General features: G+C 33.6%; 19 protein-coding genes. 11 read left to right on the top strand and 8 right to left on the bottom strand.

All coding sequences use genetic code 11. From position 1 onward, the window contains the following. Window positions 1–33: 33 nt before the first annotated feature. Window positions 34–327, bottom strand: coding sequence for an N-acetyltransferase (locus Y10_RS11345; RefSeq protein ID WP_281765503.1), 294 nt, complete (start codon window positions 325–327; stop codon window positions 34–36). Window positions 328–528: 201 nt separating this feature from the next. Between Y10_RS11345 and Y10_RS11340 the strand changes: the two genes are divergently transcribed. The 3 genes from Y10_RS11340 to cls are packed head-to-tail and all read left to right on the top strand — an operon-like array spanning window position 529 to window position 3,618. Continuing rightward, complete coding sequence (locus Y10_RS11340) at window positions 529–1,194, top strand: alpha/beta hydrolase (protein WP_281765502.1); 666 nt, start codon at window positions 529–531, stop codon at window positions 1,192–1,194. A 31-nt stretch (window positions 1,195–1,225) separates the two neighbouring features. After that, window positions 1,226–2,164 (top strand): lytic transglycosylase domain-containing protein, encoded by a 939-nt coding sequence (locus Y10_RS11335; RefSeq protein ID WP_281765501.1) that lies wholly within the window; start codon window positions 1,226–1,228, stop codon window positions 2,162–2,164. Beyond that, window positions 2,161–3,618, top strand: a complete 1,458-nt coding sequence (gene cls / locus Y10_RS11330) for a cardiolipin synthase (protein ID WP_281765500.1) — start codon at window positions 2,161–2,163, stop codon at window positions 3,616–3,618. Before Y10_RS11335 ends, cls begins: the two co-directional genes overlap by 4 nt. A gap of 21 nt (window positions 3,619–3,639) precedes the next feature. On the opposite strand, the gene Y10_RS11325 is transcribed toward cls, so the two are convergent. Further along, complete coding sequence (locus tag Y10_RS11325; RefSeq protein ID WP_281765499.1) at window positions 3,640–4,332, bottom strand: TlpA family protein disulfide reductase; 693 nt, start codon at window positions 4,330–4,332, stop codon at window positions 3,640–3,642. 175 nt (window positions 4,333–4,507) lie between these two features. Beyond that, window positions 4,508–5,023, bottom strand: coding sequence for a DUF2892 domain-containing protein (locus Y10_RS11320; RefSeq protein WP_281765498.1), 516 nt, complete (start codon window positions 5,021–5,023; stop codon window positions 4,508–4,510). A gap of 170 nt (window positions 5,024–5,193) precedes the next feature. Between Y10_RS11320 and rpmH the strand changes: the two genes are divergently transcribed. Next, a complete protein-coding gene (rpmH, locus tag Y10_RS11315) occupies window positions 5,194–5,352 on the top strand; it encodes a 50S ribosomal protein L34 (RefSeq protein ID WP_093024383.1) in 159 nt (52 codons plus the stop codon). A 104-nt stretch (window positions 5,353–5,456) separates the two neighbouring features. Beyond that, window positions 5,457–8,309, top strand: coding sequence for a carbamoyl-phosphate synthase large subunit (gene carB / locus Y10_RS11310; RefSeq protein WP_281765497.1), 2,853 nt, complete (start codon window positions 5,457–5,459; stop codon window positions 8,307–8,309). Between the two features lie 61 nt (window positions 8,310–8,370). On the opposite strand, the gene Y10_RS11305 is transcribed toward carB, so the two are convergent. Further along, a complete protein-coding gene (locus tag Y10_RS11305; protein ID WP_281765496.1) occupies window positions 8,371–8,919 on the bottom strand; it encodes an acyl-CoA thioesterase in 549 nt (182 codons plus the stop codon). Between the two features lie 179 nt (window positions 8,920–9,098). Between Y10_RS11305 and Y10_RS11300 the strand changes: the two genes are divergently transcribed. Further along, window positions 9,099–9,716, top strand: a complete 618-nt coding sequence (locus tag Y10_RS11300; protein WP_281765495.1) for an SDR family oxidoreductase — start codon at window positions 9,099–9,101, stop codon at window positions 9,714–9,716. Between the two features lie 9 nt (window positions 9,717–9,725). On the opposite strand, the gene Y10_RS11295 is transcribed toward Y10_RS11300, so the two are convergent. The 4 genes from Y10_RS11295 to Y10_RS11280 form a co-directional block, all read right to left on the bottom strand. Further along, window positions 9,726–11,912: a tetratricopeptide repeat protein gene (locus Y10_RS11295; RefSeq protein WP_281765494.1), complete on the bottom strand. Its 2,187-nt coding sequence runs from the start codon at window positions 11,910–11,912 to the stop codon at window positions 9,726–9,728. 185 nt (window positions 11,913–12,097) lie between these two features. Next, complete coding sequence (locus tag Y10_RS11290; RefSeq protein ID WP_281765493.1) at window positions 12,098–12,361, bottom strand: hypothetical protein; 264 nt, start codon at window positions 12,359–12,361, stop codon at window positions 12,098–12,100. 78 nt (window positions 12,362–12,439) lie between these two features. Continuing rightward, window positions 12,440–12,964, bottom strand: a complete 525-nt coding sequence (locus Y10_RS11285) for a hypothetical protein (protein WP_281765492.1) — start codon at window positions 12,962–12,964, stop codon at window positions 12,440–12,442. 43 nt (window positions 12,965–13,007) lie between these two features. Further along, window positions 13,008–13,892 (bottom strand): restriction endonuclease, encoded by an 885-nt coding sequence (locus Y10_RS11280; protein ID WP_281765491.1) that lies wholly within the window; start codon window positions 13,890–13,892, stop codon window positions 13,008–13,010. A gap of 297 nt (window positions 13,893–14,189) precedes the next feature. On the opposite strand from Y10_RS11280, the gene Y10_RS11275 reads away from it, so the two are divergent. The 5 genes from Y10_RS11275 to Y10_RS11255 all read left to right on the top strand — a co-directional run bounded on the left by Y10_RS11275 (window position 14,190) and on the right by Y10_RS11255 (window position 19,149). Beyond that, on the top strand, window positions 14,190–14,561 hold the full coding sequence (locus tag Y10_RS11275; RefSeq protein ID WP_281765490.1) for a hypothetical protein: 372 nt from the start codon (window positions 14,190–14,192) through the stop codon (window positions 14,559–14,561). Between the two features lie 316 nt (window positions 14,562–14,877). Continuing rightward, window positions 14,878–15,246 carry a hypothetical protein gene (locus tag Y10_RS11270; protein ID WP_281765489.1) on the top strand — a complete coding sequence of 123 codons (369 nt, stop codon included), beginning with the start codon at window positions 14,878–14,880 and terminating at the stop codon, window positions 15,244–15,246. Between the two features lie 106 nt (window positions 15,247–15,352). Further along, window positions 15,353–16,276, top strand: coding sequence for a hypothetical protein (locus tag Y10_RS11265; protein WP_281765488.1), 924 nt, complete (start codon window positions 15,353–15,355; stop codon window positions 16,274–16,276). Between the two features lie 46 nt (window positions 16,277–16,322). Beyond that, entirely contained in the window at window positions 16,323–18,263 is a 1,941-nt protein-coding gene (locus tag Y10_RS11260; RefSeq protein ID WP_408733617.1) for a TonB-dependent receptor plug domain-containing protein, read from the top strand. Window positions 18,264–18,288: 25 nt separating this feature from the next. Beyond that, window positions 18,289–19,149, top strand: a complete 861-nt coding sequence (locus Y10_RS11255) for an MbnP family protein (protein WP_281765486.1) — start codon at window positions 18,289–18,291, stop codon at window positions 19,147–19,149. Window positions 19,150–19,167 lie beyond the last annotated feature (18 nt).

Below are 19,167 nucleotides of genomic sequence, written 5' to 3'. Positions count from 1 at the left end.
AGAGGCTTTAAAGCCTCTTTTTAATTTTTTCACCTAGATTCTAATACCAACTGGTAATAAATCTTTGTAGATCATTCTGTTTTTTCTTAGGAACTTTGCTATTTGTGGACTTGTTGGAACTACTCGGCAGTTTTTCTCCTCAATTTTCTTTAGGACTGCTCTTATAAAGTCATCTTTAAAAGAATCTTCAGCATCTTCAGGGATGCTTAATTTTGTTAAGAATACCTTTTTTTCTTGTAAAGCGTATTCAATTTTAGCAAGTTCTCCATTTATTTCTACTTCAAACTGACGTAAAAAATCATTATCATTAATTTCTAAACTCATCATATATGGATTATGTGTTATCTAACTATTGAAAACAGTATAATCTGCTTGAAAAAGCAAATAGTAGATACCTTACATGAGGTATTACTACACCAAAATGTTTGTTAACATTTGGAAGTGCCGCTAAATGTTTTAGGATATTATACTACTTTTACAATACAAATTTACAAAAAATCTCAGATATAGTAAGTTAGAATTGATTTTATGAGTGTTAAAAAGAAAATTCCGGTCTATTTTATGCCTGGAATGGCTGCTAATAAAAAAATTTTTGATCATATAGAATTGCCAGAAGAAACCTATGATGTTCATTACTTGGAATGGTTAATTCCTGAGAAAAAAGAACCCATTGAGGTATATGCAAAACGACTTACTGAAAGTATAAAAGAAGAAAACCCAGTGTTAATTGGGGTTTCATTTGGTGGAATTTTAGTTCAGGAAATGGCTAATATTATTAAAACTAGGAAAGTAATTTTAATAAGTAGTATTAAACATGAGTCTGAAATGCCTTCAAGAATGCATTTTTCTAGAATAACACATTTACATAAGTTATTGCCAACAAGGTTAGTAAGTAATATTGAGCTACTTGCCAAGTATGCTTTTGGAGAAACTGTTAGTGATAGATTGGAACTTTATAAAATGTATCTATCGGTTAGTGATAAACAATATATTGATTGGGCATTAGATACCATTATAAATTGGAAACAAAAGCACCCTGTACCAGTGGTTCATATTCAAGGTGATAACGATAAAGTTTTCCCTATACATAGAATTAAAGACTGCATTACAGTAAAAGGGGGTACGCACGTTATGATTATTAACCGTTTTAAATGGTTTAACGAACATTTACCATCTTTGATTACAAGTATTTAGTATATTTGAAATAACCCTATAAATTTTGCTTATGTTAATACCCTTGAAAAAAATAGCAGGAGGAGTTGGTGTTGTATTATTGGCAGCTGTTTTAATTAATGCCGTGAGTGATACAAGAGAGCACGCCCCTGACAAAGAAAATGATACGAAAGAAGAAATCACAAAAATTTATGCTTTACAAATTCCTGATAGTTTATCTTTTTCTGGAGAATTAATGCCTACTGATGATCCGGAAGTTTTAGAGCGTATAGATAGAGAGCTGTTAGTAAATACATATTGGCAGTCAAATGCCTTACTGTTGTTTAAGCGTAGCGAAAAATACTTTCCTGTAATAGAGCCTATTTTAAAGAAACATGGTGTGCCAGATGATTTTAAATATTTGGCAGTTATAGAGAGTGGTTTGCAAAATGTTACTTCCCCTGCAGGGGCTAAAGGTTTTTGGCAGTTTATGGAAAGTACTGCTAGAGAATACGGGTTAGAGGTAAATAGTAACGTAGATGAGCGTTATAATTTAAAGCTAGCAACGGAGGCTGCTTGTGAGTATTTAAAAGATGCAAAAGAGCGTTTAGGTAGTTGGACATTGGCTGCTGCGGCTTACAATGCAGGACAAAGTGGTATAAGTAATCAATTAGAGCGTCAAGAGGCGTCTAATTACTATGACTTATTATTGGGTGCTGAAACTGGAAGATATGTATTCAGAATTTTGGCAATTAAAGAAATTATGTCCAACCCTGATAAATATGGATTTCAGTTTGAGAAGTCGGATTTATATAAAGAAGTTCCTTCTTATGAGGTAAAGGTAGATACTGCTGTGAAAGACTTTGTAGCGTTTTCTAAAAAATTTGATATTAACTACAAAATACTAAAGGTGCATAACCCTTGGTTAAGAGATACGTACTTAAACAATAAATCTAGAAAGGTATACTACATAGAAATACCAGAGAAAGGGGCTTATCTAAGTAAAAGATGATAGCACTTTTTATAAGCCTAACTACTTGGCAGATAATCTTAATTATCAATTATGCGTTAGTTATAGTTGCTGCTGGTACATTGTTGTTGAAAAATAGTAATCCTACCAAAACATTAACGTACTTAATAGTCTTAATGGTGTTGCCATTGGTGGGCTTAATTGTTTATTATCTTTTTGGTCAAGAATATAGAAAGCAAAAATTATTTAGAAGAAAGCATATTCTTAATCAATCTACTATTAAAAAGTATAATGAAGAATTAAAGTTAGACGATGAATTACTTAGTGAGATAGAAGAAGATTTTCTTGAAGGAAAAGTAAAGCTAATTAAACTTTTAAATTCGTGTAAAGATGCTCCTTTAACTAGTTGTAATACTATAGAGGTTATTAGAAATGGTGAAAATACCGTACCTAGAATTGTAGAGGATATTTCTAAAGCGTCTCAGTTTATACATCTGGAATATTATATTTTAAAAGATGATGAGACTGGGTTAGATATTATTAACGCTTTGTGTGAAAGAGCTGAAAACGGAATAGAGGTTAAGCTTAGTTATGATTATGTTGGTAGTAGCTTGTCTAATGCTACGTTAGATAGAATGACGGCTAGTGGTGTAGAGTATAACCCGTTTATGCCAGTATATTTTCCTAAGTTTACCAGTAAACTTAATTACAGAGATCATAGAAAAATAGCAATTATAGATGGGCAAATAGGATATTTAGGAGGGGTGAATCTTTCTAATACGTATTACAATGGTAGAAACCCTAGGTATTGGAGAGATACGCATGTTAGAATAGAGGGGCAAGCAGTAGGATCGTTGCAAATGCACTTTTTTATGACTTGGGACTTTGTAACTGAAGAAAAGTTTCAAATAGAACGATTTCATTTTCCGAAATGTGAAATTGATACGCAAACTGCCATTCAAATTGCGGCAAGCGGACCAGATACCGATTGGGCTAATATTATGGAAGCTATATTTACAGCTATTAATTTGGCCGAAGACTACGTGTACATAACAACTCCATATTTTATTCCGAATGACGAAATGCTTACAGCTTTAGAAGTAGCTGCTAAGAGTGGGGTAGATGTTAGAATAATTGTGCCTGAAATTTCAGACTCTAAAATTGCTCAATATGCAAGTGCTTCTTATTTTGAAAGAGTATTAGAGGCAGGAGTGAAGATATTTTTATATACCAAAGGATTTGTGCATGCTAAAACCATGGTGGTAGATGGCGTTTTTTCTACAATAGGTACTTCTAATATGGATTACAGAAGCTTTAATATAAATTTTGAGATTAATGCTTTGGTTTACAATAAAGATAATGCAGCAACCATGGTATCACATTTTAATGAAGACCTAAAAGAGTGTAAGCAAATAGATTTTAAAGAATGGAAAAATAGAGGAATTAGACAGAAGATAAAAGAATCTGCCATGCGTTTATTTGCACCTTTATTATAAAACGAGGATAGAGGATAGGAATTAATTAGTAACCACTCCTGTATTCTTTACATTTACAAGTAATTCTTTAATAAAGCTAAAGTGCTTATTAAAGTTAGCTTCATATACTAAATCTTGTTCTGTATAGAAAGGTTTTTTAAGTCCACCTCTGTCAATAGAAATAATACTCATGTCTGAGTTTAAGAAAAAGAAGGTAGGGAAACCAAATATATGCTTGATTTTACCAACAATATAAGCTCCTTTGTTATCTCTTTCGTCAAAATAAGTGAATTTAAGATGTGAGTTAAATATTTTACTAGCTTTTTTTGCGGCTCTTTTGTTACCCCAATACAGTACTACAAACTCTATATCTTTATGGTATTTGTTTGCTAATTCATTGATAGCTCTAACTTCTCCCTCGGTTAATAAATGCCAAGTAGTTAAGGTGATTAGCATTACAGGTTTGTCAAACTTTCTTAAAGATATTTCTTTACCACTAAATTTTTTGATTTCAAAATCATCAAAATAAGTACCCTTTAAATAGATGTTAGTAATAGAATCAAACAAGAAATTTACGCGCTCCATATCGTTATATAACATGGCTTTGCTGCACTCTTGTTGGTACTTTAATCCTGAGTTTACTAAGGCATCTGACAGTAACATAGTATTGTCATGAGTTTGGGCAAACGATGCACCAAACAGCATAAATATACCGATAGATAATAACTGTCTCATTTCTTGGGTTTTAAATTTTTTGTAAAGATATGCAAAAAACAGATTGAAATTATATATTTATCAAAAAAAAGGCGTAAAAATATAATTTTATCGATTTTCGACCCAAAAATTAAGCTAGAAATAAATTTGTGTTAAGTTTTAAAGTGTAAGTTTAAAAAAACGTTTAGCTTTTAATTTATATTCTTTTAAGCTGTTGTTGCATCATTTTTATCTGATCTGTAAGCATATTTTGCTTATCTAGCTTCTTAGCTTCAGCTAAAAGTGAAGTAGCTTCTCTTTTACGTCTTTTCTGCATTGCAATACCAGCCAAGCTTAATTTAGCCATAGCTAAATCATAATCCATTGAAAGCCCTAACTTAATAGCTGTTTTAAAATACTTTTCTGCAACGGTAAGATTTCTTTGAGAATTTAATATCCCTTTTAAGTAATTGTAGTATCCTTGTTGTTTGGTAATAAGAGCAGCTTCTGGGTTTTTAATTTTGTCTAACCATTTTTCAGTAGCTTCAAAATCTTGTTTACGCATTTGTAAAAATGCAAGTAAAATAAACTCGTTTCTAAAGTATAAGAATATAAAAAATGCCGCTAAGAATATAAGTGCAATTCCATTTCCTATATTGCCTTCTATAAATTGGTATACAGCCCATGCAAATATGAGTGCTGCAATTACTATTTTTAAATTTTTATTGAACATAATTTGGTATTACTTTTTTAGGCTGGCAAAGATACTAAAAACAATGAAAAATATTTTTACTTTATGATTTGTAAAAAATAAAACTCTTTGTATATTTGCGCCCAGCTTTTGGATAAGGCTGGTTCGTACACACTAATACTAAGATAAGCGGTTAATAAAGATATTACAAAATGAAAAGAACATTTCAACCATCGAAAAGAAAAAGAAGAAACAAGCACGGTTTTAGAGAAAGAATGGCGTCTGCCAATGGAAGAAAGGTGCTTGCCAGTAGAAGAGCTAAAGGAAGAAAGAAACTATCTGTTTCATCTGAGCCAAGACATAAGAAATAATATGATATAGCATAATTGTTTATATTTAGGGTGTTACTTTTTTAAGAGTAACACCTTTTTTGTACCTTGAAATCCCATTTTTTAATCTGCACAACTATATTACAATGCCAAAAAGAAAAGACCTTAAGAGTATATTACTTATCGGATCAGGACCAATTATTATTGGTCAAGCTTGCGAATTTGACTATTCTGGTTCTCAGGCGTTACGTTCATTAAGAGAGGATGGTATTGAAACCATACTTATTAATAGTAACCCTGCTACCATCATGACTGACCCTTCTATGGCAGATCATGTATACTTAAAGCCTTTAACTACAAAGTCTATTGTAGAAATACTTAAAAAACATCCAAATATTGATGCTGTTCTACCAACAATGGGTGGACAAACAGCTTTGAACCTGTGTATTGAGGCAGATGAAAAAGGTATTTGGGAAGATTTTGGAGTAGAAATTATTGGTGTTGATATTGACGCTATTAATATTACCGAGGATCGTGAGAAGTTCCGTGAATTAATGTTACAAATCGGAATTCCAATGGCGCCTCAGGCAACCGCAACTTCTTACTTAAAAGGAAAAGAAATTGCTCAGGAATTTGGTTTCCCATTAGTAATTAGAGCATCGTTTACTTTAGGAGGGGCTGGTGCTTCTTTTGTACATCATAAAGACGAGTTTGACGAATTGTTAACACGTGGATTGGAAATTTCACCTATCCATGAGGTAATGATTGATAAGGCTTTATTAGGTTGGAAAGAGTATGAGCTTGAGCTTTTACGTGACGATAATGATAATGTGGTAATTATTTGTACCATAGAAAATATGGATCCGATGGGAATCCATACAGGAGATTCTATTACAGTAGCACCTGCTATGACTTTAAGTGATAGAACTTTCCAAAAAATGCGTGATATGGCAATTCATATGATGCGTAGTATTGGTGATTTTGCCGGAGGATGTAACGTACAGTTTGCGGTAAGCCCAGATGATAATGAAGATATTATTGCCATTGAGATTAACCCTCGTGTATCGCGTTCTTCTGCATTAGCTTCTAAAGCAACAGGATATCCTATTGCAAAAATTGCAGCTAAATTAGCTATAGGGTATACTCTTGACGAGTTAGAAAACCAAATTACAAAATCTACTTCAGCACTTTTTGAGCCTACTTTAGATTATGTTATTGTAAAAATACCAAGATGGAACTTTGATAAGTTTGAAGGATCTGACAGAACTTTAGGACTTCAGATGAAATCGGTTGGTGAAGTAATGGGTATTGGTCGTTCTTTCCAAGAGGCGTTACACAAAGCTACCCAGTCTTTAGAAATAAAGAGAAACGGTTTAGGTGCCGATGGTAAAGGATATAAAGATTATAACTTAATTTTAGATAAGTTAGCACATGCTTCTTGGGATCGTGTGTTTGTAATTTATGATGCTATTCAAATGGGGATACCATTAAGTCGTATTCATGAAATTACTAAAATAGATATGTGGTTCTTAAAGCAATATGAAGAACTATACTTTTTAGAAAAAGAAATTTCTAACTATACTATAGATACCTTAAACAGAGATTTATTATTAGAGGCTAAACAAAAAGGATATGGTGACCGCCAGATTGCCCATATGTTAGGATGTTTAGAGAGCCAGGTATATAATAAGCGTGAAGAATTAGGAATTAACCGTGTATACAAATTGGTTGATACCTGTGCGGCTGAGTTTAAGGCAGCAACACCTTATTATTACTCAACATTTGAAAGCGAAGTTACTACACCAGATGGTCAAACCTTTGTAGAGAACGAGAGTGTAGTGTCTGATAAAAAGAAAATAGTAGTATTAGGTTCAGGACCTAACCGTATTGGACAGGGTATTGAATTTGATTACTGCTGTGTGCATGGTGTATTAGCAGCGGCTGAAGCTGGTTACGAAACCATTATGATTAACTGTAACCCTGAAACCGTTTCTACCGATTTTGATACGGCTGATAAATTATACTTTGAGCCGGTATTCTGGGAACATATTTATGATATTATTCGTCATGAGAAACCAGAAGGTGTTATTGTTCAGTTAGGTGGGCAAACGGCTTTAAAATTAGCCGAGAAATTAGATAAGTACGGTATTAAAATTATTGGTACCAGCTTTGAATCATTAGATTTAGCAGAAGACCGTGGTAGCTTTTCTACATTGTTAGCTGAAAACGATATTCCTTATCCTAAATTTGGTGTAGCAGAAACTGCGGATGAAGCTTTGAAACTTGCAGATGAGCTAGACTTTCCTCTATTAGTACGTCCGTCTTATGTGTTGGGAGGACAAGGAATGAAGATTGTTATTAATAAGGATGAGTTAGAAGCACATGTTGTAGACTTACTTAAGAGCATTCCTAATAACAAGTTATTGTTAGACCACTATTTAGATGGTGCTATTGAAGCAGAAGCAGATGCTATTTGTGACGGTGAAGATGTGTACATTATAGGTATTATGGAGCACATTGAGCCTTGTGGTATTCACTCGGGTGACTCTAACGCTACATTACCTCCGTTTAACTTAGGAGATTTAGTGTTACAACAAATTAAAGATCATACCAGAAAAATTGCCTTGTCGTTAAATACTGTTGGTTTAATAAACATTCAGTTTGCTGTGAAAGATGATGTAGTGTACATCATTGAGGCAAACCCAAGAGCATCACGTACGGTTCCGTTTATTGCGAAAGCATACAAAGAGCCTTATGTAAACTATGCTACTAAAGTAATGTTAGGCGATAAGAAAATTAAGGACTTTGATTTTAAACCTGAATTAGAAGGGTATGCTATTAAACAACCTGTATTCTCTTTCAATAAGTTCCCTAAAGTAAATAAAAACTTAGGACCTGAAATGAAGAGTACCGGAGAGAGTATCTTGTTTATAGATAGTCTTAAAGATGATGAGTTTTATAACTTATATGCTCGTAGAAAAATGTATTTAAGTAAATAAGATTACAACATTATATAAAATAAAAAAGAGGCGTTAAGCCTCTTTTTTTATGTGCTATTTTTTATAAAAGATCAATCTTTACACGTTCATCTTTAAGTTGTTCTACGGCTTCTATAATATCAAACTTAAAGTTTTTGGTAATTGCTTTGTGTTGCTTAGAAAGGGCTTTTAATTGTAACGATCTGGTAAATCTTCGTACATCGTTTTTAGAAGTTAATAATAACCCTGGTACCGGAACACTTTTACCTGCTTCACTACGGGCAACCATGGTAAAGTAAGAAGAGTTACAGTGTTTTACTACCCCAGTTTGTATGTTTTCGGCATCTACTCTAATACCAACAACCATAGAGGTATTACCTACATAGTTTACACACGCTTTCATGGTTACCAATTCACCTACTTCTATAGGGTTTAAGAAGTTAACAGTGTCTACCGATGCAGTAACGCAATAGGTGCCAGAGTGTTTACTGCCACAAGCAAAAGCAATTTGGTCCATAAGAGATAGTATATAACCACCATGTACTTTGCCGTTAAAATTAGAAGTAGAGGGTAACATAAGTTCTGAAAAAGTAACCGCAGATTCCGATACTTTTTTGTATTGTGTATGCATGTGTTTTAAGTTGTATTTGGTTTGTAATATGAAAATACAAAATTTACTGGATAATTGATATGAAATCCAGTGATGATTTACCTATAGGTGAATAAACTTGTTTTCTTAGGAATATGTTAACTGCCCTTTAACAGCGGATAGACAACTTATTTTGTTCCTTGCCGAAAAAAGAAATACAAATGAAAGTTTTAATTGTTGGAGCACATGGAAAAATAGGTAAAATTATCTCAAAAAAGATGAGTGATTCTGAAACCTATTCTCCAGTTGCTTTTATTAGAAAAGAAGAACAAAAAGCATATTTTAATGATATAAATGTGCCTACGGTAGTATCTTCTTTAGAGTATAGTATAGATGCCTTAAAAGACATTATAAAAGATTTTGATGCTGTAGTGTTTACTGCAGGTTCAGGTGGAAGTACGGGTGATGATAAAACTTTAGAAATAGATTTAGACGGAGCTGTAAAAACCATGATTGCTGCTAAGGATGCTGGAGTAAATCGTTATGTTATTGTAAGTGCTGCTTATGCAGACGACCGTGAATTTTGGAATTCAGCTTCTATTAAGCCGTATTATATAGCCAAACATTATGCCGATTTATATCTAAAAAATAGCGGTTTGGATTACACTATTTTGCGTCCAGTGGCATTGACTGATGACCCTGCACAAGACAGTTTGGTATTTTTAGAAACCGATGGTAAACTAAACAAACAAGTATCTCGTGAAAATGTGGCTATTTTGGTATTAGAAGTATTACCAGATGCAACCCACTTTAAAAAAGTACATGAGTTTAGTAATTAATACTACTTGTTAAGGTAAAGTCTTTTTCTCCTGTTCAATTTTTGCTAGCAATTGTTTAAAGTTGTTATTATACGGATTTAAAACTATCAGTTGCTGACAAACTTTTTGAGCAGGGGTGTACTTTTTTAATTGCATGAGTGCAATTAGTTTTACATACAATAGATCAGAATTATCAGGGGCTTGCTCTAAGGCTTTGTCTAATACTTCTATAGACTGCTGAAACTTGCTTTTCTCCTGTAGTTTTACTGCATAATTATAAAAAGCTCTTAGGTTAAAAGGTTCTCTTTTACAGGCTTCTCCTAAATATTTTAATGTAGCATCGTCTTTTCCTGCTTCGTTTAATAGCAGACCTAACATATAATAAGGGTAACTATTATCGGGTTGTAACTCAATAACTCTTTGGTACAAGCTACCTGCTTTTTTAATATTCCCTTTTTGGTAGTATAAATATGCTAAGCTTAGGCGTGCATTGTTGTTATAATCATCATAAGCTACGGCTTTTTCGTAGGCTTTTATAGCGCCTTCTACATCATTTTTTAAATATTTGTATTCCGCTATTTGTGCTTGACCCGATGAAAAATCGGCATTGGTGTTTAAAAAGGTTTCGAATTCTTTATTGGCTTTTTTAAAACTTTCCGTTTTTAATTCAGGGGCTCCGTAAACACTAATAAATTTAGCACTAAGAATACGTGCCGAACGTAACGAATCGGTAAGCAGTTTGGCAATCGCTTTAGTTTGTGTAGTATCCCCAATTTTAAAATAGGCATTTAAGGTTTCTGTTTTCACCATGATAGAAGAATCTTTTAGGTATTTTTTTAACCCATTTACTTCTTGTGGTGTAAGATTCATGTTAGTGTAATTCTGCAAAGCAGTAGCTCTTATAATATCAGGATAGTTATGATTATCTATTATATACTGAAAAGCCTGTTTATCGCCTGCATACCCAGCCAACAGATAATCAGAGTAATGAGATTTAGCATCCATTGCTTTGGTAGCTCCCCAAGCTTTTAAACTATTCACAGCCCATTCTGCACTTTTATCTGTATGGCAATTGTTACATGCGTTGGGTGTTCCGTACGCTACACTTTGGTCAGGCCTTGGTATTCTAAAACTATGATCTCTTCTAAAATCGTTTTGCATATAATATTTACCCGTCATGTGGCAATTAATACATAAAGCGGCATCGGTACCTAATGTATGGTTGTGGTGTTGTGGCGTATTATAAGCTGGTTCATGACAGTTTAAGCATAACTGATTGCCTGTTGCCTTTAGCTGTAAAGAATGCGGGTTATGGCAATCTCTACACGATACCCCATTTTGGTACATTTTACTTTGTGTAAAGGAACCATATACATACACCTCGTCTTCAATTTGTCCATCACCTTTATACAACGGTGGTGAAAGTAGGGTAGGCATATAATGATTGTGAAACCCTTCGTTATGTGTAAAGTCAGCCGTAATTTGTGAACGTCTGGAATGACACCTAGCACACTCATCTACCAATTGTTTGGCAGTAGTGCTGCTAGTCATAAGTAGTTTTTGCACATAAGCCTCCGTTTCTCCTTTGCTATAGTGGTTCACATGATCTCCGGCAGGCCCGTGGCAAGCCTCGCAGTTTACATTAATATATTTAAATGTAGTGTGGTAGGCTTCAGTTTCAGGTGTGTAATTCTTTTTTAAATCGGTAGAATGGCAATCGGCACAAGCGTTGTTCCAACGCATTGCTTCACCTGTCCAATGGATACGCTCGTTAGTAGCAATTTCCAAATCGGGGTACAAGTTAAACCACTTATTTTGGTTACTATCCCAAGCAATAGTTAGACATTGAAATTTACCATTATCTAATTCGGCAATGTATTGTTGTAAAGGGGTAAACCCAAAGGTGTATTTTATTTCATAATCGTGGTATGCATTATCTGGGCCTTTTATATTTACAAAGTAAGAAGTATCTTTTTTAAAAAAAGTAGCCTTACCACCTTTATAGGTAAAAGTAATGTTATTAAAATTCCCTAATACACTATTAGAATCAGCTATTTTCATAGCCTGATCGTGGTGAGACCCTTTCCACAGGTCGTACTCTTTGCTATGGCAGTTTACACAAGCTTGATCTCCTACAAAATGAGGTATTGCAATAGCAGTATTGGTTTTGTCAATGGTAACGTAGTTGTCTTTTTTACAAGATATAGTGCTAGCCATAAGCACTAAAAGCAGTGTGCAGAGTTTGTTTGTCATTCCATTGGTTATCTGCTATTAAATGTAGGAATAAAGGTGTATAAAACCAAAATAAAAGCTATGAGTTCTTTCATGGCTTTTGGTATAAAAGAAAGGAATATGAATTTACCATTTGGTAAAAAGAGGGGGGGGGTAGAGGTGTTTGGATTTTATATTCTTTTATAAATTTCATTGATAATACTACTTTCGGCACTTGATAGGCGACCATTTTCTTTGAACATGGATAGATTTTTTTTAAATTCATTTTTATCAAGTGTTTTAAATTCTCTTTCTGGATTCTTTATGAAATCAGGTTTTTTCTTTGTTAATAGAGTTTCAATATTCTCAAGAGCATTTAATCTTATGTTTGGGTTTTTCAAATTTCGAGAAAGCAAATCTTTTTGTATTGATTCTTTTATTGTGTGCCAACTCATGATAATATATTTTATGAGGTTTGTAGTTATTTTATTTCTTAGTGTGTATGAAAGATTTAGTATTGTAAAAAATACATACTACTTATGACTTTTAATGTAATTTAAAGTGAAACCTTTTTCTTCCTTCCAAATAATTAAATAGACTCCATTCTTTGAGTTTATATTTATGTTACTGTTTACGGCATCTTGAGCATATTCAATACACTCTTTTAATAGGGTTTCTTGTTGTTTAATTGTTCTGGTTACAAAAACTTTTAGCGAATTTGTTGCTACTAATAATTTATCAAAATCTTCTTTAAATCCTCCAAAACTGATTTTGCTTATTTCACTTTCTAGAACTAGCGGAATATCTATTATAGTAGTTTTATCGCCATTTAAATGCAATTTGGACCAGACCAAGTCAAACATCCATTCTCCTTCCTCTAATTCAGGTAAACCTCCTGTATTAACAAAAAAGCCATTTTTTTCTCCAATATCTTTAATAATAGTTTTTAAAAGCTTTGTCCACTGAGTTTGCCAGGTTAAGCCGGAATGTAGTAGGCTAGTAAATTGTTTTTGTTCTTTATTTAGATTAAACATTATTTCATCTACGTGTTGAGACATATTCTTTAAATTTTAATTAAATGTTATTTGAGTGTAATGTTTGTTAATTTGTATCTTCAAAGAAATCATTATCAAGTTCCTTTACTTCATAGGTAGCTTTTATTTGGATACCAACATTATATTGATGCATAAGGTCAACCAATTTTATGCCATTAATTAAAATAATAGTATGATGAGCATCATGAGCTTTTTTTATAGCTCCTTTGTCAAATGAAGAAGTTGTTACAAAAACTCCTTTTTGTGTATCACCACTCATTGCTCCAATAAAGTTACGTATATCTTTTTCTCTAACTTTATTTTCTCCATACCGTTTAGCTTGTATGTATATTTTATCTAAACCTAATTTGTCTTCGTTAATTATGCCATCAATTCCTCCATCACCAGTTTTTGTTGTTTCTACAAAATCACCGTATCCCATTTTTTTTAATAGAATTAAAATAACTTTCTCAAAGTAGAAAGGGTCAATTTCTTTTAGTTTTTCAAGGAGTTCATCTTTTACTTGAATATCAATCTGATTAAAACCTTCATCTATTAAATCTTGTGGAGAGGCATTTTCAATAACTGAAGGAGAAGAGCTATTTTTAGAATTTTCTTGATTATAAAATTCTAGATAATTATCTGAGTTTTCAACTTGTTTTAAAGTCAAATTATCATTTACATGAGATTTTCCTTTTTCAGTTATTTTAACATAACCTCGTTTTGGAAATTCGATATATCCTCCTTTTTTAAGATAAGATTTCCCCCATGCTATTCTATTTATGATTAAAACATCACCACTCTTTGTTTTTTGTTCGATTTGTTCTTTTGAAAGTTTAGAGTAAAATTTATCTATAACATTCTGGTACATTTCTCTAGCTTGTAGAGTTTTTCCATTTTCCAAGACTTTTAAGATAGGAACGAATGTTTCATGAAACTTTGGTATTTCCATTAATAATATTCTTTATCTTTTATTAAAATCAAAGATACGTATAACTATAAAAATACAATTGATTCTTTTACACCTTCTCTAAAATATAATTAATCCCCAACCTCAAAATTCAGTTGCTTCAATACAAAGGACGTTATAATATAAGGAACTTTTAAGAAAGAGGGTATTCGTAATCTTTTAAGCATAAATAGCTGTTTAGTGCAATAAAAAGCATAGAAAGTACCCTGTTAAAAAAGCTTTGTTTACTGATAAATATTCTTTTTTAGTTATTTTTGCCTTGTTTTATTACACATTATATTGAAGCAAACATTTCTAATACTATTATTTTTAGTTCATACGGTAAAACCTATTGTACCCTTTGTGCAATATGCGTTTAATTATGACTATATAGTGTCTGTTTTATGTGTAAATAAAGATAAGCCACAAATGCAATGTAACGGTAAGTGTCATTTAACTAAAATGGTAGCAAAAAACACCGATACAGACTCTAAAAAAGATATGCCTACCTCTAAACTAGAGGTACTATTTACACCTTTGTTTTTTCAAGAAGTTACAAGTGTACCAATGATTCCCATTTTTAACGAATGGAAAAAGAATACCATAGCTTATGAAAATGAGGTGTATTCCTTCGCTTTTATAAATACCTTATTTAAGCCTCCTATTGCTTAAGATTTTTAAATAACCCGTATTAAAGCCACATTTGTATATGCTTAGTGGGCTTGCCCTAAAGCTAGTTATTAGTCAGTTATATGTGCTATTTGTACGCTTGTATATGCTTGCATTTTATAGCAATACCAGTACGTGTATTTGCTAGTGTATATAAAAGATAATTTGAAGAGGTTTTAATCAAGGTTTAAGTTATGGGGTGTTTTAGTATTTCATAATGTGTTTCATATTGTACTTAAGAGATTCCTTTTAAGTGCCTATCATGTATATTATTAATACCATAAAGTAACAGTATTGCTATAAGCAAGCACGGCTTTTTATGAAGAGATTTATAATCATATTTGCATTATTTATGCTAATGAAACCTATTATTCCGGTGATGGAATACATAGTGTTTTATGATTATATTAAAAACGAACTTTGTGAAAATAAAGATAAGCCCGAAATGCATTGCGATGGTAAATGTTATTTAGCCAAGCAATTGGCTAAGGCTTCGGAAACAGAAAAAGATAGTAAAGAGAAAAAACAGTTAACCAGTAATACTGTGTTAGAGTTTTACCAGGAGCTACCTGCTAGTTTTAACTTTTACACTAGTAGCGGGTTTACACAACCTAAAACAACTGCTTATAAATGTATATTTTATAAGCTTTTAGATACCACACGTTTGCTACGCCCACCTATCAGCTAATTTTAAAACTATATGAAAATGTTGGGCTTCTACTAACATTCATATAATACAACACTGTAGTACTTTTAGCTACAGTATATGCTAACAGTTTTAAAATTACGAAATAATGAAGATGATACATCTTGTTGTAGCCGTATGTATTGGTATGGTTATAACAGCCTGCACGCTTGATAAAATCGATTATGAGGCAGAGCTAGCTACTGCTATTCCGCAAGCATATGAGTTTGAAGAAGTAGTATTAATAGAAAGTAATGGCTACCGAATAGAAATTGAAGCTTTAAATGGTACTTTTTATAAAGGGTATAATGAGCTTCACTTTACAGTAACCAATATGTCCAACAACCAAACGGTGGATGATGCCGCTATTACATGGTTGCCTATTAGGCAATTGAATACAGCGGCGTACTCTTGTCCACATAGTTACAATGTGTTGTATGATGCCACAAATGGCTACTATTCTGGCTACTCGGTTTTTGATTATGAAAGCGGACTTGAAGGTACTTGGGAATTCTATATGAGTGTAGAAATTAATGGCGAATTGTTTACCATACAACAGGGTATAGAGGTAATGGCGCAGCCTAATATGAATTTGAACATGACCACTTTTACAGGTGCCGATGGTATTAGCTATTACATAGCACTTGTAGCACCTGTAAGTCCTAGTGTAGCAGAGAATGATTTAGTAGCGGGTATTTACCAGTATAATCAACCGGAGGAGCCAGCAGGTGTTTTTCCTGACCCGTCACAATTTTCGTTTAGCGAAGTGCAAGGGGCTACTGTATTGCTAGACCCAAGAATGCCCGAAGCTTCTATGGGAAATCATTCATCTCCTAATAATGAAGATTTAACACAAATGACCGAGGGTTTGTATCATGGGGTGGTGAATTACACCATGACAGGTAACTGGACCCTTAATTTTATGTTTTTAGATGCGGATGGAAACCTATTAGCAGGAACCGAAGTACCTACCGATTTTACCCCGGGAATAGAAGGTGCTAAAAGTGAACTATATATTGATATTTTATTTTAGCATGAGGCAGTTACTAATAATATCATTCTTGTTACTATCATTGACAATGGTGGGACAAGAAAAAGAAGTTTCCTTAGATAGTGTACAGCAATTAGAAGCGGTTGAGATAACCGATAAAATGAAAAAAGAACTAGAAACAGCCATGAAAATGAATGTTTCTGTAGATGAGTTTTTGGCTTCTTCTAGTAGCATTAGCTTTATTAAAAGAGGTGCTTATGCGTGGGAGCCCATGCTTAATAATATGAGCTCTGAACGTGCTACCATTACCATAGATGGTATGCATGTATTTGGAGCTTGTACCGATAAAATGGATCCGGTAACCTCGTATGTAGAGAGTAATAATTTAGCCGCTGTAAATATTACTTCGGGTCAGCAGGGGAATGCTAACGGATCTACAGTTTCTGGGAGTGTAGACTTGCAAAGAAAAACAACACCTTTTAGTATGCAACCCAAATGGGAAGGCGCATACCAGTCGGGTTTTGAGTTGAATAATGAGCAATTTTACCATCAGGGGAATGTGGCGTATGCCAATAAAAAGTTGGTAGCTCAAGGGAGTATATCTTACCGAGAAGCAGGTAATTATACCGATGGAAACGGAGAAGAGGTGAACCATTCTCAATTTAAAAAGTTTAATACTTCTGTAGGAGCAGCATACAAAACTGGGGAATTATCATCGGTACGGGTAGATGCTATTTTTGATGTAGCTAAAGACGTAGGCTACCCAGCATTGCCAATGGATTTGTGGCTTTCTAGAGCGCTTATCACCTCGGCAACGTATAAACAGTTGTACGAAGATGGATGGGTACGTGCTTGGGATACCAAAGTGTATTACAATACTGTAGAACATTATATGGATGATACTACACGACCAGAAAATTTGGTGCACATGGATATGCCAGGGTGGACAACCACCTATGGACTGGTTTCTAAAGCTCATGTAATGAAAGGGAAGTACCATGCCGAAGTGCAATTAAATGCCTATGATAATTTGTCTATTGCAGAAATGCGTATGTATCCGCAAGACAGAAGTGAGCGTACTATGTTTGCTTATAGCTGGCCTTGGGTAACTACTAGGTATGCAGGGTTGTCTATTAATAATTCGTTAGAAATAGCACCTAAAAGTGAGTTGAATTTTGGCGGAGCCTTGGGAGTAAATTACAATTATGCTAAGTACATAGATTTTAATTGGATATTTCATCCCGGAGCGCCTCAGGAAAAAACAAGATGGTTACCTAGTGTATATGCAAACTACACCCTAAAAGTTAATGATTTTGATTTTTCGGTAGGGAGTGGGTATGGCCATAGAGCTCCTTCGGTTTCTGAAGGTTATGGGTATTACATTTATAATAGTTTTGATAGGTATGATTACATAGGAAATCCAAATTTGAAAAATGAAGTTTCTTATGAGGTAAATGCTAGTGCAGGTTACCAAACCGAAAAAGTTCAAGTGAAAGCTAAAGTAAATTACTTTTACATTAACAATTACATTATTGGGCGTATTTTAAATATGGGTAGCCCTATGAACTATCAGTCGGTTGGGGTAAAGGGATATACTTCTTTAGACTATGCTACTTTATTTAATTTCTCTTTAAATACCAGTTATGCACTCACCAATAATTTACATTGGGAGGGTACACTAACTTATGCCAGAGGAATGGATGAAGACCAAGGAAATTTACCTTTCATTAGACCTTTAAGCTATCAAACCTCAGTACACTACAAGTACAAAGAATTTGGTTTTCAAACCAGTTTTAATGGCGACTTAGCACAATCAAATTTTAGTCCGGAATACGGGGAAGATTTAACGCCGGCGTATTCCATTTTAAATGTTTCGGCAGATTATACATTTCAGCTACATAATTTTAAAACCGTAGTACAGGTAGGAGCAGAAAACCTATTCAACCAATACTACAGTACCTATGCAGATTGGGGTAATATACCGCGAATGGGTAGAAATATTTTTACATCATTACAAATTAAATTTTAATAACAATTTTAAACACATTAAACTAATGAAAAATTTTAAATATATACTAAGCATCGTTTTTTTAGCAGTAACTATCGTATCATGTTCTAGTGATGACGGTACACCTGCAGCAAACAATGTTACCTTAGCTTTTCATAATACGTTTCAAGATACCACTATTGAGTTAGGAGATGCTAGTTCTACTTCAGCCACCGAAAATATTTCGTTAGAAGGACAAGTACATCATTTTTCTGAAGTAAAGTATGTAATAAGTAACATTGTTTTGGTACAAACAGACGGTACCGAAATACCATATCATATAAATAATTTAGATGAAGGAGCTACCGTAGTAAATGTAGCCGATGCTTCGTCTTTAACTTATGAGCTAACTAACATTCCGTCTGGCGAATATGCACAGCTTAAATTTGGTCTTGGCGTACGCAATGATTTGAATGTTTTAGATGAGGTTAATAACCCTACCTTTTATGCTTTAGCTGGTGCCAATGATACCCAAATGATGTGGGAGTGGGGTACAGGTTACCGTTTTACCAAAATAGAAGGATTTTACGGAGCCGATGATTCTACACTTTCTATACACACAGGAAGTACCGTAGAAGGTACCGAAGGAGATGAGTCTACCTATACGCAAGGAGTAGATGCATATAGAGAAATTACCTTAGACTTAACCACAACAGCTATAGTGGGTAGTAGTGCACCTACCATTACTATAAAAGCAGATTTTGACAACCTATTAAGTGGTGCAACAAACACTATTATTTTAGGAGATACAAATGCTACTCCTAGCATACATACGGCTGCTAATATGGTGTTGTTTGTAGATAACTTAGGGGGTAATGGTACTACCGATCATCAGGGAATGTTTTCTGTAGAAAACGTTCAAAACTAACAATAACTTCAACAGGCT

Source organism: Neptunitalea lumnitzerae (genome assembly GCF_027924185.1).
GTDB lineage: Bacteria > Bacteroidota > Bacteroidia > Flavobacteriales > Flavobacteriaceae > Neptunitalea > Neptunitalea lumnitzerae.
Note: the sequence above shows the minus strand (reverse complement) of the source record. Positions and strands in the feature narration are given on the sequence as shown.

Coding starts and splice junctions, on each gene's coding strand:
- Y10_RS11305 (WP_281765496.1), bottom strand. CDS start 8,919: ATGCATACACAATACAAAAAAGTATCGGAATCTGCGGTTACTTTTTCA.
- Y10_RS11270 (WP_281765489.1), top strand. CDS start 14,878: ATGAAGAGATTTATAATCATATTTGCATTATTTATGCTAATGAAACCT.
- Y10_RS11300 (WP_281765495.1), top strand. CDS start 9,099: ATGAAAGTTTTAATTGTTGGAGCACATGGAAAAATAGGTAAAATTATC.
- Y10_RS11320 (WP_281765498.1), bottom strand. CDS start 5,023: ATGTTCAATAAAAATTTAAAAATAGTAATTGCAGCACTCATATTTGCA.
- Y10_RS11280 (WP_281765491.1), bottom strand. CDS start 13,892: ATGGAAATACCAAAGTTTCATGAAACATTCGTTCCTATCTTAAAAGTC.
- Y10_RS11295 (WP_281765494.1), bottom strand. CDS start 11,912: ATGGCTAGCACTATATCTTGTAAAAAAGACAACTACGTTACCATTGAC.
- rpmH (WP_093024383.1), top strand. CDS start 5,194: ATGAAAAGAACATTTCAACCATCGAAAAGAAAAAGAAGAAACAAGCAC.
- Y10_RS11285 (WP_281765492.1), bottom strand. CDS start 12,964: ATGTCTCAACACGTAGATGAAATAATGTTTAATCTAAATAAAGAACAA.
- Y10_RS11345 (WP_281765503.1), bottom strand. CDS start 327: ATGATGAGTTTAGAAATTAATGATAATGATTTTTTACGTCAGTTTGAA.
- Y10_RS11290 (WP_281765493.1), bottom strand. CDS start 12,361: ATGAGTTGGCACACAATAAAAGAATCAATACAAAAAGATTTGCTTTCT.
- cls (WP_281765500.1), top strand. CDS start 2,161: ATGATAGCACTTTTTATAAGCCTAACTACTTGGCAGATAATCTTAATT.
- Y10_RS11260 (WP_408733617.1), top strand. CDS start 16,323: ATGGTGGGACAAGAAAAAGAAGTTTCCTTAGATAGTGTACAGCAATTA.
- Y10_RS11325 (WP_281765499.1), bottom strand. CDS start 4,332: ATGAGACAGTTATTATCTATCGGTATATTTATGCTGTTTGGTGCATCG.
- Y10_RS11255 (WP_281765486.1), top strand. CDS start 18,289: ATGAAAAATTTTAAATATATACTAAGCATCGTTTTTTTAGCAGTAACT.
- carB (WP_281765497.1), top strand. CDS start 5,457: ATGCCAAAAAGAAAAGACCTTAAGAGTATATTACTTATCGGATCAGGA.
- Y10_RS11340 (WP_281765502.1), top strand. CDS start 529: ATGAGTGTTAAAAAGAAAATTCCGGTCTATTTTATGCCTGGAATGGCT.
- Y10_RS11265 (WP_281765488.1), top strand. CDS start 15,353: ATGAAGATGATACATCTTGTTGTAGCCGTATGTATTGGTATGGTTATA.
- Y10_RS11335 (WP_281765501.1), top strand. CDS start 1,226: ATGTTAATACCCTTGAAAAAAATAGCAGGAGGAGTTGGTGTTGTATTA.